Below are 16,766 nucleotides of genomic sequence, written 5' to 3'. Positions count from 1 at the left end.
GTCCTATGGGGAATAGGTGAGGCATGTACGAAGTCTGGGCGCCCCTGGCAACGCGCGTCGAAGTGGTATCCGGGGGAACCAGACGGGACATGTCTCCGGAAGCGGGCTGGTGGCGGGCTCCGGGGGATGAACACGGCTTCGACTACGCGTTCTACGTGGACGGCGAGGGGCCCTATCCCGATCCTCGGACGCGGCGCCAGCCATCCGGGGTGGAGGGCCCGAGCCGGGTCTACGACCACGCCAGGTTCACCTGGGGGGACCAGGACTGGCGGGGGCGCGATCTACGCGGTTCGGTCATCTACGAACTGCACGTGGGGACGTACACGCCGGAGGGCACCTTCGAGGCGGTCGCCGGCAAGCTCCGGCACCTGGTCGACCTGGGCGTCGATTTCATTGAGTTGATGCCGGTCCCGCCTGTGCCCGGCCACCGCAACTGGGGCTACGACGGCGTCGACCTCTACGCGGTCCGCGAGGACTACGGCGGCCCGGACGGGCTCAAGATCCTCGTCGACGCCTGCCACCAGGCGGGCCTGGGCGTGATCCTGGACGTGGTCTACAACCACCTCGGCCCGTCCGGGAACTACCTGGGGAAATTCGGGCCGTACCTGCACGGATACCAGGGCTCGTACTGGGGCGACGCCGTCAATCTGGACGGCCCGCACTCCGACGAGGTGCGCCGCTACTTCATCGAGAACGCGTTGCAGTGGCTCCGCGACTTCCACATCGACGGCCTGCGCCTGGACGCCGTGCACGCCCTGCACGACAAGCGCGCGACGCACTTCCTGGAGGAGCTCGCCGGCGAGGTGGAGGCGCTGGCCACCGTGCTCGGCCGCCCGCTCACCCTCATCGCCGAATCCGACCTCAACGACCCCGGCCTGATCACCCGTTACGGCCTGGACGCCACCTGGAACGACGACGTGCACCACGCCCTGCACTCGGCCGTCACCGGCGAGACCCACGCCTACTACGGCGACTTCGGCTCGCTCGCGGCGGTCGCCAAGGTGATGACCTCGGCGTACTTCCACGACGGCGGCTTCTCCACGTTCCGGGGCCGCTCGCACGGCCGCTCGGCCACCGGGGTCTCCGGCCACCGTTTCGTCTGCTGCGTCCAGAATCACGACCAGATCGGGAACCGGCCGCTCGGCGACCGGATGCGCCCAGAACAGCTCTGGCTGGCCGCCGGGCTGCTGCTGACCTCGCCGTTCACGCCGATGCTGTTCATGGGCGAGGAGTGGGGCGCCGGCACCCCGTTCTACTTCTTCACCGACCACCACGACCCCGCCCTGGCCGCGGGGGAGGGTGAGCGACGCCGCCGCGAGTTCGACAGCTTCGGCTACGACTGGAAGGCCCCCGACCCGCAGGACGAGCAGACCTTCCTGCGCTCCAAACTCGACTGGACCGAGCCCGCCGAGGACGGCGCGGCCTCGCTGCTCGGCTGGTACCGCGACCTGATCGCGCTCCGCAAATCCCACCCAGACCTGGCCGACCCGCGCCTGGACCGGGTCAAGGTCAGCTACGACGACGACCGCCACTGGCTGGTGATCCACCGTGGCTCGATGCGGATCGCGGCCAACCTGGGCGACTTCCCGGTCCCGGTCCGGCTGGCCCGCGGGCGGGTCCTGCTGGCCTCGGACGAGGGCGTCACCCTGACCGGCCCCGACCTCTACCTGCCGCCGCTGTCACTGACCGTCGTTCACGTAGTTGCGCAGCCGAAGCTCTGACGGGTACGGCGCGAAGTAACTCTGGTCGCGCACATACCCGGCCGACTCGCCCTTGGCGTGGTGCAGCAGCAGCGTGGTCGGCACGCTCAGCGGCACCTTCCTGGTCGCGTAGTCGGCGATCACTTCGGCCAGGTCGGCCCTGCGGGCGGCGTTCAGCGCGTTCGCGACCATGCCCAGGCAGTGCTGAAGCACGTTGACGTGCCGGCCGATGCTGGCCCGGCGGCACAAGGCGCGCAGGAACACCGCCGCGTACTCGGCCCGGGCGTCCCCCAGCCCGGCCGCCCCCACGATCCGCCCCGCCTCCCGGTAGGCCGACGTGTCGTGCGCGAGCAGCTGCATCTTGTGCCGGGTGTGGAACTCGACCAGGTCCCTGGCCCGCCACTCGGCCGCGAGCAGCGCACGCAGCCGGGCACAGGCGAAGATCCGCTCCACGAACGACTCCCGGAGCACGGCGTCGTTCAGCCGCCCCTCGTCCTCGACCGGCAGCGAGGGGAACGCGTCGATGATCTTCCCGGCGAACAGCCCCCTGCTCTTCCGGTCCACCACCTGGTCCCCGGCGTAGACCGGGATGCCGTGCAGGCCGCAGGACGGGCTCTTGGCCTTGAACACGTAACCGTCGACGTCCAGCGTCCTGATCCGCTCCGCGGCGGCGGCCGACACGGCGTCGGTGACGTCGGCGCCGCCGCGCTGGACCAGCCGGCAGCCGCGCTCCAGCCGGAGCGTCTCCCTGGGCGTGCCGAGCCCGGCTTCCATCTCCGGGCAGACGTGCACCCAGTCGACGAACGGGTCCAGCTCAGCGGCCAGGAACCGGTTGCGGCTGTGCCCGCCGTTGTACCGGACCTCGTCGCCGAGCAGGCAGCCCGACACCGCGATCCTGGGCCGGATCATGCCGCCACCAGGGCGGACAGCCGGTGCAGGGCCCGCGCCGTCCTGGCCTTGACCGTGCCGAGCGGCACGTCCAGACAGACGGCGATCTCCCGCTGGCTCAGCTCGTAGTAGTAGGCCAGCTCGATGGCCTCCCGCTGCGGCGCGGGCAGCACGGCCAGCGCGCGCCTGACCTGGTCGCGCACGCCCAGATGGCCGACCGGGTCGTGGTGGTCGCGCGGCTCGGGCACCAGGTCCAGCGAAACCGTCGCCGGGGGGCGGGCCCGCAGATAGTCGATGGCCCGGTTCCTGGCGATGCCCTGCAGCCAGGCCTCCAGGCTGCGGCCCGGGTCGTAGCGGTGGCGGCAGCGCCACACCTCGGCGAACACGACCTGCAGCACGTCTTCGATGTCCTGCGGCGGCACGAACCGCCGGAGGTAACTCCGGACCAGCGGCGCGTGGGTCAGGTAACACGCCGTCACCCCGTCCTGCTCAATGAGCGACATTGGTGACCTCCTGACGTGGAAACTTACTCAAAACCTATTCATATCCGCTCGCGGGGAATCACGCAAACGATTCGGGAGGGTTCAGCGCAGCCGGGCCACGATCCGCATGATCGCCTCGTTCATCGAGGTCAGATGCGTTATGCCGGGCGGCAGTTCGCGCCAGCCCGGCCCGCCGGTGAGCACCGGGCTGGGCGGGCGGAGCACCGGAAGCCGGGTCAGCGGCTCCGGATTCCCGGTTTCTGCCAGTTGCGACCAGACGAAGACGAGGGCGGGGCTGAGCCGCCGCATCGCGTCCCCGAGCGCCGAGAAGGGCGTGCGCGCCCCCAGCACCCTGACCTCCACCGAATGCTCCGACGCCAGCGCGGCGGCCAGCGCGAACACCGGCAGGCTGTGCTGCTCGTCCTCGGCGCAGGCCAGCAGGACCGGCCGGGGATTGATCGGCCGGGCCGGGCGCCCGATCAGCGCGGTGAAGGCGGCCAGCAGCCGCTCCGAGAACGCGTGCTCGACGTCCACGCCCACTCCGGTGGCCGCCTGCCGCCTGCTGATCACCGCGAACGTCGGCAGGATCAGCCGATCCCAGGTCTCGGTGACCCCGAACCTGGCCAGCCCCGACTCCACCGCCTCGGCCACCGACCAGCTGTCCAGCGCCATCGCGGCCCGCGCCAGCCGGCCCGCCTCCTGCTCGGCCGAACGTTCCCGCTGGTCGCCGGCCGGACGGGCCGGACTGTCACGTTCCTGATGATCAGCCGGAATCGACCGGATCCGCAGCGCCGCCTGCGCCGCCTCGGACGGCGGCGCGCCCGCCTTGATCAGCCGGTGCATCTCCTCCAGCCGGGTCAGATCCAGCGCGCCGTACCGCCGGTGCCCGCCCGGACTCCGCGAACTCGGCCCGATCCCGTACCGCAGGTTCCAGGTGCGCAGGGTGGGCGCGGGCACGCCGAGTCGCCGCGCCACCGCGCCGATCCCGTAGCTCAGACCATCCTGCGGTTCGTCCATTTAGGCATCCGATCGGGGTTTCCGTGCATGACAAATCATGCCGTGCCCGGGACACCTCTCGTTGATCTCTTCGGGCGCAACCCCGTATCGGATGCAACCCGCGACCGCACTGTCTCCGAAGGAGTAAGCATGGTGGAAACCGTCATCGTGCTGTTCAACCGTGACCTGCGGGTCCGCGACCATCCGGCGCTGGCCGCCGCCTGCGCCGAGGCCCGGCACGTCGTGCCGCTCTTCGTGCTCGATCCGGCCGTGCAGAACCGCGGCAGGGCCGGCTTCCTGGCCGAGTCGCTCGCCGACCTCCGCGCCTCGCTCCGCGACCTCGGCGGCGATCTGGTGGTACGGCGGGGGGATCCGGTGGCCGAGACGGTCCGGGTGGCGCGGGACGTGGGGGCGTCCGCGGTGTGGGCGTCCGGTGACGTGAGCGCGTTCGCCCGGGACCGGGAACGGCGGCTGGCCCGCGACTGCCGGACCGAACGGCTGGAGTTCCGCCTGTTCCCCGGGGTGACGGTGGTTCCGCCGGGGCTCCTGAAGCCGGGCCGTGGAGATCACTACCAGGTGTTCACGCCGTACTGGCGGGCCTGGACGGTGACGCGGTGGCGGGAGGTTGTGGCCGCGCCCGAGCAGGTCAGCCTGCCGCCCGGGGTCGAGCCCGGGGTGCTGCCCCGGGTGCGGGGGCGGCCGTACCTGCCGGGTGGGGAGAGCCGGGTGTGGCCGCGGCTGGAGCTGTGGCTGCGGCACTGCCTGACCGGCTACGCCGCCGGCCACGACGACCTGGCCGGGGACCGGACCTCACGGCTGAGCCCGTACCTGCACTTCGGGTGCGTCTCGCCGCTGGAGCTGGCCCGCTTGGCGGCCCGCAACGAGGACTTCGTCCGCCAGCTGTGCTGGCGCGACTTCTACCACCAGGTCACCTACGCGTTTCCCGATATATCCCGGCGTGACTACCGGCCGAGGCGGCGTGACTGGAACGAGGACAAGGAGGCCGCCGACGCCTGGCGGGAGGGCCTGACCGGCCTGCCCATCGTCGACGCCGGCATGCGGCAGCTCGCCGCCGAGGGCTGGATGCACAACCGGGCCCGGTTGATCGTCGCCTCCTACCTGACCAAAACCCTCCAGATCCACTGGCGCACCGGCGCCGACCACTTCGCCGACCTGCTCCTGGACGCCGACATCGCAAACAATTCCGGCAACTGGCAGTGGGTCGCCGGCACCGGCAACGACACCCGCCCGAACCGCACCCTCAACCCCATCCGCCAGGCCAGAAAGTTCGACCCCGAAGGCGAGTACGTCCGCCGTTATGTCCCGGAAATCAACTCAATTCCGGACAAATCCATTCATGAGCCATGGAAACTCGCATCCCCTGTGCCCGGCTACCCGGCACCGATCTCGGCTGTCCCGCAATGACATACATGCTGTAGATCACATGGCATTTTGGGCACCTGTGATCACGACGAACGGCGAATCGGGCAGACATTGCCGGTGAATCGGGCATAGGGCGCGATACGATTGCGCGCATGGTCGACCGCGAACCACCCGGCGGAGTGGACGTCACGACGCCCAATTCCGCGCGAATCTATGACTACATGCTCGGGGGTAAGGACAACTTCGCCGTTGACCGGGCCGCTGTGGCAGAGATTCTGAAGGTGTTTCCCGAGTCCAGGGAGGGCGCCCAGGCGAACAGGAAGTTCCTGGGCGACGCCGTGCGGTTCATGGCGCGGGACGCGGGGATCCGGCAGTTCGTCGACATCGGGGCGGGGCTGCCGACCCAGGACAACGTGCATCAGGTGGCGCAGCGGCTGGTTCCGGACGCGCGGGTCGTCTATGTGGACAACGATCCGGTGGTGTGCGTGCACGGGCGGGCCATCCTGGCCACCGCGTCGGGGGTCGCCATGGTTCAGGCGGACGTGGCCGACGGTGAGAAGATCACGGTGGCGGCGGCCGAGACCGGCCTGATCGACTGGTCCGAGCCGGTCGGCGTGCTGATGGTCGCAATGCTGCACCACGTGGCCGACCCGTACGACCAGGTCGCCAAGATCCGGGAGGCGATGGCCCCGGGGAGTTACCTGGTGGTCAGCCACCTGTCGATCGCCGAGTCGCGCCGGCAGGACACCGAGGTGGTGAACAGCACCTACACCACCGCGCGCGGCCGGGGCCTGTTCCCCCGGACGCCCGAGGAGATCAGCCGGTTCTTCGGCGACTTCGAGCAGTTGGACAACACCAGCTTCATCGAGCCAGCGGTGCTGCGGCGGTTCGCCGCGCTGGGCTGGGGCGGCCTCGCCCGCAAGTCCTGAAATTTCAGGACTTGTCGGTTTAGAGCAGCGCCAGGGATTCGGCGGAGACGTTGCCCTCCAGCTGGGCCGAGCCGAACATTCTGCCTTCCGCGGTGGCGCGGACACAGACGTAGGAGTAGCGGTCGGCCGAGTAGACGCGGACGGCGTCGGTGCGGGCCTGGCGCATCAGCACCTCGTCCCAGTCGTCGGTGAGGTCGGCGAAACCGAGATCCTGCAACGCCTGGCGGCGGGAGATCACGGTGCCGCCGGCCACCTCGGCCAGGTAGCGGTGCTCGGTGCCGGGCTGGCGGAGCAGGGCGGCGCCGGCGACCTTGATGTAGCAGGCGGTCTTGCCGACGATCTCGGCGTCGGTGGAGCCGAAGTGGCGCAGGGCGTCGGCCAGGTAGTGCTCGCCGTACAGGTCGCGGGGGTCGAAGACGGCCACGTAGTCGCCGTCGGCGAGGCGGAGGGCGCGGTCGAGGGCGGCGCCGCGGGTGAGCGGGCCGGCCGAGCGGATCACCGCGTCCAGGCCGAGGGGCTGCAAGGACTTCTCGACCAGCCCGGCGTCCAGGCCGTCGGCGACCACGACGAGCTGCTCGGGCCGGCGGCGCTGGCGGGCCAGCTGCCCGACCAGGTGGTCGAGTTCGGCGGGGCTCGCCACGGCGGCGATGGCGGACACCACGCCGCTGTTGCGCACGCTCGGGACGCCGAGCACGTCCATGATCGGGTCCAGCAGCGGGGTGACCGCCGTCGTCGCGCGCCAGGCCAGATGGGCGTTGGGGGCGGTGTCGTCGAGGAGCTCGGGCGGCTTGGTGCCGATCAGGTTCAGGACGGGCGTGCCGCACGCCTCGATCTCGGCGACCACCCGGGGGTCGGCGTCGACGCCGGCGAGCACCAGCGCGGGCCGCCGGTACGCGACCAGCACGTCGTCATAAGTGGATTTGTCGGATCCCTGGCCGGGCAGCGGCTCGTATTCGCCGTCCACCATGCCGAGCGTGCGGATCTCGCCGGTCCGCCCGCCCTCGGCCGGGATCTGGTTGTGCACGCGGGGCTGCACCGCGTGCGGGAGCACGCCGACCCGGTCGTGGCGCAGGGCCGAGCGCCACTCGCGGGCGCGGGCCTCGCTGGTCGCCAGCACGTGCTCGAAGAGTTCGGCCGCCGGGTAGGACCGGCCCACCGAACCGGAGGAGTGCCAGAACACGGTCTTCACGCCGCGCTTCTTGCACGCCTCCACCAGGTCGCGGAGCGCGCGCGACTGGCCGCCCATGGCCTCCAGCCAGCGCCCGCCGTTGCCCTGGCGTGGCCCCGGCCGCACCGACTCGACGAAGAGTACGTGCGGCTGGTGCTCATCCAGCATGGCCTGCCAGTTCTCGGGGCCGAAGTTGGTGACCTGCCGCCACTCGTACCGCATCAGCGCCTCGGTCTGCCGGTCCACGATCGCGGCCACCGTCAGGTACGGCCGGACCAGCGGCCCCTTCGGCACCACGAACGCCTCGGCCAGCGGCGCGGACACCGCCGGTCCCGCGGGGGCGGGCGCGACCGGCGCCACGCTGAGGTCGGCCGTGCTCACCGGGTCCGGCTTGAAGTCGGACCGCTTCGGCGCGGGACGCTTCTTGACGGGAGCCTTGAGCGTCTTGGCCACCGTGCCCGGGTTCTTGGTCTGGATCGCGTCGCCCAGCTGGGACCAGCGGCTGCTCTGCACCGACTCCAGCTTCCACTGCGCCACCTCGGTCAGGTAACGCTGCTCGGCGAGGGCCTTGGCGAGCTGCGCGGCCTGCCGTTCCGAGGTCTTCAGCCGGGTTTCGGCCACTTTCGCCCTGGTGAGGGCGTCGGCCTCCGACTTGGCGGCCTCGTCCAGTCGCGCCTGGTATTCGACGAGCAGCCGGGCCAGTTCGGCGGCGCCCGCGGCCTGCTCGACCGCCTGCGCCAAGGCCCGCCGGACGCTCTCCAGCTCACTCATAGCGGTCACAATATCCGCATACCGGGCGTCGGAAGACGTCAATACGGCACCAAGCGCACCCCTCACCTCCTTAAACTCGTCGGAATACCGATCGGGAGGGACACACGATGCGCAGAGGTGAGTGGCCGACATTCCTGGCCAGGCCATATGTGTGTGGCGCATTCGGGCCCTTCGACCAGTCCCGGTTGGATCTGCTGGCCCGCTCGGGGCCCCCGGTCGAGACCGCGTACGTCACCAGGGACGCGGCCGTGCTGAGTTCCGGGCCGCTGACGCCGTACGACAGCGGGCCGACCCTGGCGGCCTTCGCCTGGGGTGACCGGCAGCCGATCGGCGGCGGGGACTGGCTGCGGGTGGCCGAGACGTTCGAGGCGCCGGGGCTGATCGACGCGCCGGCCGCGGTCACTTTGCACACCGGCGCGTTCGGGCTGATCGACGTCTACTACCTGACCGACGGCGACGCCGTGTACTTCTCCGGGTTGATCGAGCCGTTGCTGGCGCTGGCGCGGCGGCCGTACGAGGTGAACTGGAACGCCTGGGCGGCGATCTTCAAGCTCACCTATCCGTTGCTGGAGGACACTCCGTACGCGCAGGTCAAGCGCCTGCCCGGGGCGACGGCGCTGAGCTGGTCGCGGGACCGGGGGCGGCTGGGCGTGGACCGGCGGGCGCCGCGCTGGGTGCGCGAGGAGCCGTTCGACCGCGGCGTCACCGGCGGCGACATCGTGGCGCTGCTGCACGAGGCGCTCAAGCCGTACGAGCAGGTGCTGGTGCCGGTGAGCGGCGGGTACGACTCGCGGCTGCTGGCCGGCGTGGCGGTGGCCCAGCACAAGGACATCGTGTCCTGGACGACCAGCCCGGACGACGGCCTGGACAACGACCTCGACTTCGCCGGATACATCACCCGCGAGCTGGGCATCGAGCACCGGATCGTGCCGCAGCGGGCCGAGGACTACCCGGACGAGGCGCGCTGGGCGGCCCGCCGGCTGGAGTACCTGACCAGCCACCACGCCTGGTATTCGCCGTTCGCCCGGGAGGTCCACAAAGCCGGGCGGCCGGTCGTGGACGGGCTGGCGGGCGGCCCGCTGATGAAGAACTTCCTGATCACCGCCGACGCGGTGGTCGCGGGCACCGGCCAGGACCGGCGCAGGGCCCTGCTGGCCGCGCTCGCCACCGGCGACCCGCACCAGCCGGTGCTCGGCGACCGGGCCAGCGCCTGGATGGACGACACCGTCGGCCTGGCCTTCGACCAGGCCACCTCGATGCTGCGCGGGCACCGCAGCGAACTGCCGCTGAGCGTGCTGCACACCAGGACCGCGCGCGGCATCGCCCGCTCCCCGGTCAACCTGGTCGGCCCCGAGGCGACCCCGATTTTCCCTTTTCTTTACCCGGACTTCTTCGACGCCGCGCTGTCGGTGCCGGTGGCCAGGAAGGAGGGCGGGCGGTTCTACCGGGAGATCCTGCGCGCCGCCAACCCGAGGGTGGCCGCGCTGCCCTCCACCAACGGCGCGCTGCCGCACCGGCGGGTGCCGCTGCGCTCGGCTGGCCCGGCCGCCCGCGAGTGGAACCACGCCATGCTGCTCAAGGCCGCGCGCATCCCGGGCCTGATGGCCCCGCAGATGCTGGACGTGGTCCAGGCGGGACCGGACGCGCTGGCCGCGTTCGGATCATGGAATTCCCGGTTTTGGCTGCGCGGTTTAGTGCTTTTCGGTTCCTGGCTGGCCGACTACGAGGACGTTCTGGGGGACCTCACGCCTCCCTGGAGCGCTGGTGAGATAACTCCGGGTAGCCGCACGTAAACGCCGGAAAACCCGCAGTAAGGGCTACGTAACCGTTCTCTGTCAAGCCTGGTCAGGTGGTACCTTCTGCCCAGCGCCGCTCTGAGCTGCGGGCTTGAACAATCCTCCTCCCCCGTAAAGCGATGTTCGATGACAGTTGCTTCGCCACGCCCAGAGCCGGTTCCTGACACCCAGATGTCACCTGACCCCGGCTGGTACAAGAGGGCCGTTTTCTATGAGGTTCTCGTCCGCGGCTTCAAGGATTCCAACGGCGACGGCACCGGCGATCTGCGCGGGCTGATCGAGAAGATGGACTACGTGAAGTGGCTCGGGGTCGACTGCCTCTGGCTGCTGCCGCTCTACCAGTCCCCGCTGCGCGACGGCGGTTACGACATTTCCGACTATATGAAGATCCTGCCGGAGTTCGGGGAGCTGACCGACTTCACCGCCATGATCGAGGCCGCCCACCAGCGCGGCCTGCGGGTCATCACCGACCTGGTGATGAACCACACCAGCGACCGGCACCCGTGGTTCCAGGCCTCCCGCGAGGACCCCGAAGGCCCGTACGGCGACTTCTACGTCTGGACCGACGACCCGACCACCTACGAGGGCGTGCCCATCGTCTTCGTCGGCGCGGAAGAGTCCAACTGGACCTATGACCCGGTCCGCCGCCAGTACTACTGGCACCGGTTCTTCCACCACCAGCCCGACCTCAACTACGACAACCCGGTCGTCCAGGAGACCATGCTGGACGTGCTCAGGTTCTGGCTGGACCTGGGCGTGGACGGGTTCCGGCTGGACGCGGTGCCGTACCTGTTCGAGCGGGAGGGCACCGACTGCTCCGGCCTGCCCGAGACGCACGCCTACCTCAAGCGCGTCCGCGCCGTGGTGGACGCCGACTACCCGGACCGGGTCCTGCTGGCTGAGGCCAACGGCTGGCCCGAGGACGTGGTCGAGTACTTCGGCGACCCGCTGACCGGCGGCGACGAATGCCACATGGCCTTCCATTTCCCGCTCATGCCCCGCATCTTCATGGCGGTACGGCGGGAGAACAGGGAACCCATCTCCGAGATCATGTCGCGCACCCCGAAGCTGCCGGAGACCGCGCAGTGGGGCATCTTCCTCCGCAACCACGACGAGCTCACCCTGGAGCAGGTCACCGAGGAAGAACGCGACTACATGCACGCCGAGTACGCCAAGGACCCCCGGATGCGGGCCTACCTCGGCATCCGGCGGCGGCTGGCCCCCCTGCTGGAGAACGACCGGGACCAGATCGAGCTGTTCACCGCTTTGCTGCTGTCCATGCCCGGCTCGCCGGTCCTGTACTACGGCGACGAGATCGGCATGGGCGACAACATCTGGCTGGAGGACCGGGACGCGGTCCGCACCCCGATGCAGTGGAGCCCCGACCGCAACGCCGGCTTCTCCCAGGCCGACCCCGGCCGGCTCTACCTGCCCGCGGTGATGGACCCGATCTACGGCTTCCCGTCCGTCAACGTGGAGGCCCAGCAGCAGAACCCGTCCTCGCTGCTCCAGTTCACCCGGCAGATGCTGGAGATCCGCCGCCAGCACCCGATCTTCGGCACCGGCGACTTCATCGAACTGTGGTCGCCCAACCCGGCCGTGCTCGCCTTCCTGCGCGAGGACGGCGAGGACCGGGTGCTCTGCGTCAACAACCTGTCCAAGCACCCGCAGCCGGTCGAACTCGACCTGCGCAGGTTCCACGGCCTCACCCCGGTGGAATGCCGGGGCGGCGTGCCGTTCCCGACGGTGGGGGAGCTGCCCTACCTGCTCACCCTGCCGGGGCACGGCTTCTACTGGTTCGCCCTGCGGGGCTAACCCGCCGTCACCGGCACCCGGGCCCTGGCGGCGCGGCGGGCCGGGATGAGGGCGACCAGCAGGGCCGCGCCCACCGCGAGCAGCACGGCGGCGGCGAGGGCGGCGGGGGTCGGGGCGCGGCCGATCCCCGCGCCCACGCCGCTGCCGTGCCCCTCCCAGTCGATCAGGGTGCTGGACAGCAGGGTGCCGGCCGCCGTGCCGGCCAGCACGCCGAGCGTGGCCAGGATGCCGGTGCCGGTGACCAGGGTGGCCATCACCTGGCGGGGGGTCAGGCCCATGGCCTGCAGGACGGCCAGGTCGCGGAGGTGGTCGCGGCGGCCGAGCGCGCCGGCGGTGAGCAGGTTGGTGAGGCCGATCAGGGCCAGCACCACGACCAGCGCGACGATGATCACGCGGATCACGGCGAGGCGGTCGGCGGGGTTGACCGCCTGGGTGACCTCCAGGCCCTGGAGGCGGGCCCTGACCTCCTGGGGGTCGGCGCCGTCGGTCAGCACGAGGGCGAAGTAGTGCGGCGGGACGGCGTCCTTGGCGGCCAGGGTGTCGATGCCGAAGGAGAGCACCTCGCCGTCCTGCTCCGGTTCGATGACGCGGCCGACGATGTGCACGATCAGCGGGGTGCCGCCGATGGTCAGCCTGACCCGGTCGCCGACGCGGACGCTGAGCAGGTCGAGCAGCCCCTGGCCGGCGACGGCCTCGCCGCGTTCGCGGAACATGCGGCCTTCGGCGACGTGGAACGGGTAGGGGGCGGTGGAGGTGCCCAGCGCCCTGGTCCGTACGGTTCTGGTCTGCCAGGGGACGAGGGCGTCCAGGTCGACGCCGGGGTAGGCGGCCGTCACGGCGGGGTCGGCCAGGGCGCGCAGGCGGGTCTCGTCGGCGGTGAGGTTTCCGGGGCGTACGGATAACGCCGCCGCCTGACCGACTTTGGCCGGATTTTTCGTGAAGTCGTCGAGGGTGGCCCAGCAGCCCAGGCCGATGGTGATCATCATCATCGGCAGGGCCAGCCCTGCGCTGGTCAGGATGGCGGGGACGCGGCGGGTGAAGGCGTCCCTGGTGCCGAGGACGAGCGCGGGCGGGAGCCGTACCAGCAGGGCGAGACGGGCCAGCCGGGACAGCCGGCCGTGCGGCGGGATCGCCGGGGCGGCCGGGATGGGGGCGGTCCTGCCGCCGCGCCAGGCGGGCAGCCAGACCGCGACCAGGACGACCAGGATGGTGCCCAGGCCGATCGCGGCCAGCTGGGTCAGGGACGGCGGGACCTGGAGCGCGGCGGTGGTGATCACCCGTCCGGCGGTCAGGCCGATCGCGAGGCCGAGCAGGCCCAGCAGGCCGTGCTCGGCCAGCAGCATGGCGGCGATCTGCCGGGGCGTGAACCCGAGCGATTTCAGGGTGGCCAGGTCGCGCAGCTGGCCGAGCACCCGGCCGCCGGTCGCGTTGGCCAGCGCCAGCGCCGCCCCCACCAGCCCGGCCGCGCCGAACAGGGCCAGCAGCAGCCCGAGCAGCCGGTTGTCCAGCTCCATCGAGGCCCGCACCTCCCGCCAGGTGGAGACCCGCTGGACCTGCCCGGCCAGCGTGGTCATCGACTGCTGGACGACCAGGTTGGTGTCCTCGGGGTCGGCCAGCCGCAGGCCGGTGACGGTCTCGGTGCGGCCGGGCGCGGGCTCGACCATGGTCAGCGTCGGCCGCAGCGTCCACGCCAGGCCGGGTGTCCACTCGGGGTAGAAGCCCTGGTCACCGCTCTCGGCGAGGCCCTTCACGAACAGCGTGTGGGTGGCGCCGTTGAGGCCGGTGACCGGGAACGCGCTGCCGGGCCGCAGCCCGGTGGCGGCCGCGAACGAGCGCTCCACCACGACCCCGCCGGGGTCGGCCGGGTCCAGCCAGCGGCCCTCGACCAGCAGCGGCGTGGCCACCTTCGGCAGGCTCGCCGGGGCCTCCTGCAGGGCGACCGGCACCTTCCGGCCGCCCCTGGCCAGCGTCGCGGGCGCGCTGACGTATGGCCCGGCGATCTCGGTAACCCCGTTCAGCTGCCGCAATGCCGAAATATCGGGCGCGTCTTTGCTGTGGATCCAGATGTGCCCGCCATGCCCGCGGGTGAACAGCCCGCGCCACGGATTGGTCCCCTCCTCCAATAGCGTCGCCGCCGTCACCAGCGCGGCCACGATGCCCGCCACCGCCAGCACGGTCAGCGTGGCCTGCACCCGCCGGGCCCGCAGATCCGCCCGGATCCACCGCCACTCGGCGATCATCCGTGCAGTTCCACGACGTCGCCCGCCGACCCGGGCGGGAACCTGCGGCGGCGCATCGACGCGTCGTCCACGATCATGCCGTCGGACAGCGTCACCACCCGGTCGGCCTTGCTGGCCACCTTCGCGTCATGCGTGACCACCACCACGGTCTGCCCGTTGCCGTGCACTTCGCCGAGGAGTTTCAGCACGTCACGGGTATTCCTGCTGTCCAGGTTGCCGGTCGGCTCGTCGGCCAGCAGCAGCCGGGGGCCGTTGGCGAGCGCGCGGGCCAGCGCGACCCGCTGCTGCTCGCCGCCGGACAGTTCGGCCGGCGCGGCGTACGCGCGCTCAGTCAGCCCGAGTTCGCCGAGCAGATACTCCCGCCGCTCCCGCGCCTCCCGGGACGACATCCCGGCCAGCAGCGCCGGCAACTCCACATTGTCGGCCACGGTCATGTTGGTGACCAGGTTGTAGAACTGGAACACGAAGCCGATCTTCCGCCGCCGGAGCACGGCCCACGCGCTCTCCGACAGCGTGTCCACCCGCTTGCCGTCCAGCCAGATCTCGCCGCTGGTCCGCTGGTCGAGACCGCCCAGCATGTGCACGAGCGTGGACTTGCCCGACCCGGACGGGCCCATGATCGCGACGAACTCGCCCGCCTCCACGGTGAAGTCCACGCCCCGGACGGCAGGCACCGGCACACCCCCGTTCTGGTAGATCCGCACCAGGTTGAGCGTGCGCAGAACAGTCATGACACGAGGTCCTCCTGGCAGCGTTCCAGCCAGTCGAGGTCGGCCTGCAGGTGCAGGGTCGCCCCTTCGATCAGCAGGAGAGCGACCCGATCCCCCGGGTCGGTGCGCTCGGCGAGTTCGGTGAGATCACGCATGAGCGAGAGGTAGTGCCGGCGCTGACGGTTGATCAGCGCCATCCGGTCGGCGATGCCGGTGAGCGGAGCGAGCACCAGCTTCATGAAGAACTCGTCCCGGACGCGCGGGCCCTCGGTAGGCTCGTCGACCCAGGTCTCCAGCGCCTCCCTGCCGTCGGCGGTGAGGAAGTAGACCTTCTTGTTCGGCCGGTTGGACTGCTCCACGTCCACGGCCCTGACCAGGCCGTCCTTCTCCAGGCGGCCGAGGGTGACGTAGATCTGCCCGATGTTCGGGGACGGGTAGGCATTTCCGAATGTCTGCTCCAGGGCCTGTTTCAGCTCGTATCCATGGGCAGGTTCCTTCGCCAAGAGTGCCAGCAGTGGCAGCCGCACCCACCCACCTCCGCGCCCCGTCGTTACCAAATTGCCAGTTGACGTCCACATTAGCGCTATGCATAACATGCATGCATCTACCTAACACGAATGTAAACCGAAGTTCATGTGGAGGAAAAGTGCCGCGTCGATCGCTGCCGCTGCTGGTCGCCTTGGTGGCCGGTTGCTCGGCGCTCGGCGTGCCCGATGGCGAACCGTCGGCGGCCGGGCCCATCACGCTCGCCATCGGCCGGGACACCACCGCCTATCTCCGCCCCCTGCTGGCCCGCTGGAACTCGGCACACCCCGCCGAGCCGGTGACGCTGCTCGAACTGCCGGAAGCGGCCGACGAGCAACGGGCCCAGATGGTGGCCAACCTGCAGGCGCACAGCGACCGGTATGACGTGCTCGGGCTCGACGTCGTCTGGACCGCCGAGTTCGCCGACGCGGGCTGGATCGTGCCGCTCGACCGTGGCGCGTTCCCGCTGGCCGAGTTCCTGCCGCCGGTGGTCGACACCGCCGTGTACCAGGACAAGCTGTGGGCGGTGCCGTACACCGGCAACGCCGGGCTGCTCTACTACCGCACCGACCTGCTGGGCGCGGAGAAGCCGCCGCGGACCTGGGCCGAACTGCGGGACCAGGCCGTCCGGCTGGGGCGCAAGCACGGGATCGGCGGCTACGCCGGGCAGTTCCTCCCCTACGAGGGGCTGACCGTGAACTTCGCGGAGGCCGTGCAGTCCGCGGGCGGAGCGATCCTCAGCCCGGACGCACGGCAGGTCACCATGGATCCTGCGGTCGCCACGACCGCGCTCGACTTCCTGGTCGACGGGATCAAGGACGGCTGGATCCCGCCGGAGGCGCTCACCTTCAAGGAGGAGGAGTCCCGCCTCGCCTTCCAGGAGGGGCGGCTGCTGTTCGCCCGCAACTGGCCCCCCGCGTACGGCCCGGCCACCCATTCCGCGGTGGCGGGCAAGTTCGCGGTCACCCGCCTGCCCGGCCTCAACGGGCCGGGCTCCAGCTCGCTCGGCGGCACCAACCTGGCCGTCAGCGCGTTCTCCCGCCGGCAGCAGTCGGCGATCGACTTCATCCGCTACTTCACCGGCCTGGAAAACCAGCGCCTCGTCCTCACCGAGGGCTCCTTCCCGCCGGTGTGGACCCAGCTCTACGACGACCCGGCGCTGATCGAACGCTTCCCGTACCTGCCGGTGCTCAAGGAAGCCCTTCTCACCGCCAGGCCACGGCCGGTCACGGCCAACTACAACCAGGTCAGCCTGGCCATCTCCAGCGCCGTATCGGGCGCACTTTCCGGCACGACCCCCGTCCAGGAGACCGTCGCCGACCTGAAGCGACAACTTGGCGAGGTCATCCGCTCAGGAGGATAA

13 protein-coding genes are annotated in these 16,766 nt (G+C 70.7%); 6 read left to right on the top strand and 7 right to left on the bottom strand.

Going from position 1 to position 16,766, the window contains the following annotated elements:
* Nucleotides 1-23: 23 nt before the first annotated feature.
* A complete protein-coding gene (gene treZ, locus Acor_RS22935) occupies nucleotides 24-1,721 on the top strand; it encodes a malto-oligosyltrehalose trehalohydrolase (RefSeq protein ID WP_155338777.1) in 1,698 nt (565 codons plus the stop codon).
* Here treZ and Acor_RS22930 read toward each other — a convergent pair.
* The 3 genes from Acor_RS22930 to Acor_RS22920 form a co-directional block, all read right to left on the bottom strand.
* Nucleotides 1,680-2,609, bottom strand: coding sequence for a YbgA family protein (locus Acor_RS22930; protein ID WP_155338776.1), 930 nt, complete (start codon nucleotides 2,607-2,609; stop codon nucleotides 1,680-1,682). The two genes, treZ and Acor_RS22930, sit on opposite strands and share 42 nt — an antisense overlap.
* Entirely contained in the window at nucleotides 2,606-3,091 is a 486-nt protein-coding gene (locus Acor_RS22925; protein ID WP_155338775.1) for an RNA polymerase sigma factor, read from the bottom strand. Before Acor_RS22925 ends, Acor_RS22930 begins: the two co-directional genes overlap by 4 nt.
* An 81-nt stretch (nucleotides 3,092-3,172) precedes the next feature.
* Nucleotides 3,173-4,087, bottom strand: a complete 915-nt coding sequence (locus Acor_RS22920; RefSeq protein ID WP_155338774.1) for a MerR family transcriptional regulator — start codon at nucleotides 4,085-4,087, stop codon at nucleotides 3,173-3,175.
* A 129-nt stretch (nucleotides 4,088-4,216) separates the two neighbouring features.
* Between Acor_RS22920 and Acor_RS22915 the strand changes: the two genes are divergently transcribed.
* Together Acor_RS22915 and Acor_RS22910 are read left to right on the top strand one after the other, a co-directional pair.
* Entirely contained in the window at nucleotides 4,217-5,491 is a 1,275-nt protein-coding gene (locus Acor_RS22915) for a cryptochrome/photolyase family protein (RefSeq protein ID WP_155338773.1), read from the top strand.
* 110 nt (nucleotides 5,492-5,601) lie between these two features.
* The gene (locus Acor_RS22910) at nucleotides 5,602-6,378 is read left to right on the top strand and encodes an SAM-dependent methyltransferase (protein WP_155338772.1); all 777 of its coding nucleotides are present in this window, start codon (nucleotides 5,602-5,604) and stop codon (nucleotides 6,376-6,378) included.
* Nucleotides 6,379-6,397: 19 nt separating this feature from the next.
* On the opposite strand, the gene Acor_RS22905 is transcribed toward Acor_RS22910, so the two are convergent.
* Nucleotides 6,398-8,317 carry a glycosyltransferase family protein gene (locus tag Acor_RS22905; protein ID WP_155338771.1) on the bottom strand — a complete coding sequence of 640 codons (1,920 nt, stop codon included), beginning with the start codon at nucleotides 8,315-8,317 and terminating at the stop codon, nucleotides 6,398-6,400.
* A 107-nt stretch (nucleotides 8,318-8,424) separates the two neighbouring features.
* Between Acor_RS22905 and Acor_RS22900 the strand changes: the two genes are divergently transcribed.
* Together Acor_RS22900 and treS are read left to right on the top strand one after the other, a co-directional pair.
* Nucleotides 8,425-10,110: an asparagine synthetase B family protein gene (locus Acor_RS22900; protein WP_155338770.1), complete on the top strand. Its 1,686-nt coding sequence runs from the start codon at nucleotides 8,425-8,427 to the stop codon at nucleotides 10,108-10,110.
* A 174-nt stretch (nucleotides 10,111-10,284) separates the two neighbouring features.
* Nucleotides 10,285-11,928 carry a maltose alpha-D-glucosyltransferase gene (treS, locus tag Acor_RS22895; protein WP_246238998.1) on the top strand — a complete coding sequence of 548 codons (1,644 nt, stop codon included), beginning with the start codon at nucleotides 10,285-10,287 and terminating at the stop codon, nucleotides 11,926-11,928.
* On the opposite strand, the gene Acor_RS22890 is transcribed toward treS, so the two are convergent.
* From Acor_RS22890 to Acor_RS22880, 3 genes are read right to left on the bottom strand one after another with little or no spacing between them, the layout of a single operon-like run.
* The gene (locus Acor_RS22890; RefSeq protein WP_155338768.1) at nucleotides 11,925-14,168 is read right to left on the bottom strand and encodes an ABC transporter permease; all 2,244 of its coding nucleotides are present in this window, start codon (nucleotides 14,166-14,168) and stop codon (nucleotides 11,925-11,927) included. The genes treS and Acor_RS22890 overlap by 4 nt on opposite strands.
* Complete coding sequence (locus Acor_RS22885; protein WP_155338767.1) at nucleotides 14,165-14,899, bottom strand: ABC transporter ATP-binding protein; 735 nt, start codon at nucleotides 14,897-14,899, stop codon at nucleotides 14,165-14,167. The genes Acor_RS22890 and Acor_RS22885 overlap by 4 nt, the downstream gene beginning before the upstream one ends.
* Nucleotides 14,896-15,405 carry a PadR family transcriptional regulator gene (locus Acor_RS22880; protein ID WP_155338766.1) on the bottom strand — a complete coding sequence of 170 codons (510 nt, stop codon included), beginning with the start codon at nucleotides 15,403-15,405 and terminating at the stop codon, nucleotides 14,896-14,898. Before Acor_RS22880 ends, Acor_RS22885 begins: the two co-directional genes overlap by 4 nt.
* A 119-nt stretch (nucleotides 15,406-15,524) precedes the next feature.
* Here Acor_RS22880 and Acor_RS22875 point away from each other — a divergent pair, with 119 nt between their 5' ends.
* Nucleotides 15,525-16,766, top strand: a complete 1,242-nt coding sequence (locus Acor_RS22875) for an ABC transporter substrate-binding protein (protein ID WP_246238989.1) — start codon at nucleotides 15,525-15,527, stop codon at nucleotides 16,764-16,766.

Source organism: Acrocarpospora corrugata, from assembly GCF_009687845.1.
Classification (GTDB): domain Bacteria; phylum Actinomycetota; class Actinomycetes; order Streptosporangiales; family Streptosporangiaceae; genus Acrocarpospora; species Acrocarpospora corrugata.
This window is presented reverse-complemented; position numbering and strand designations above follow the sequence as displayed.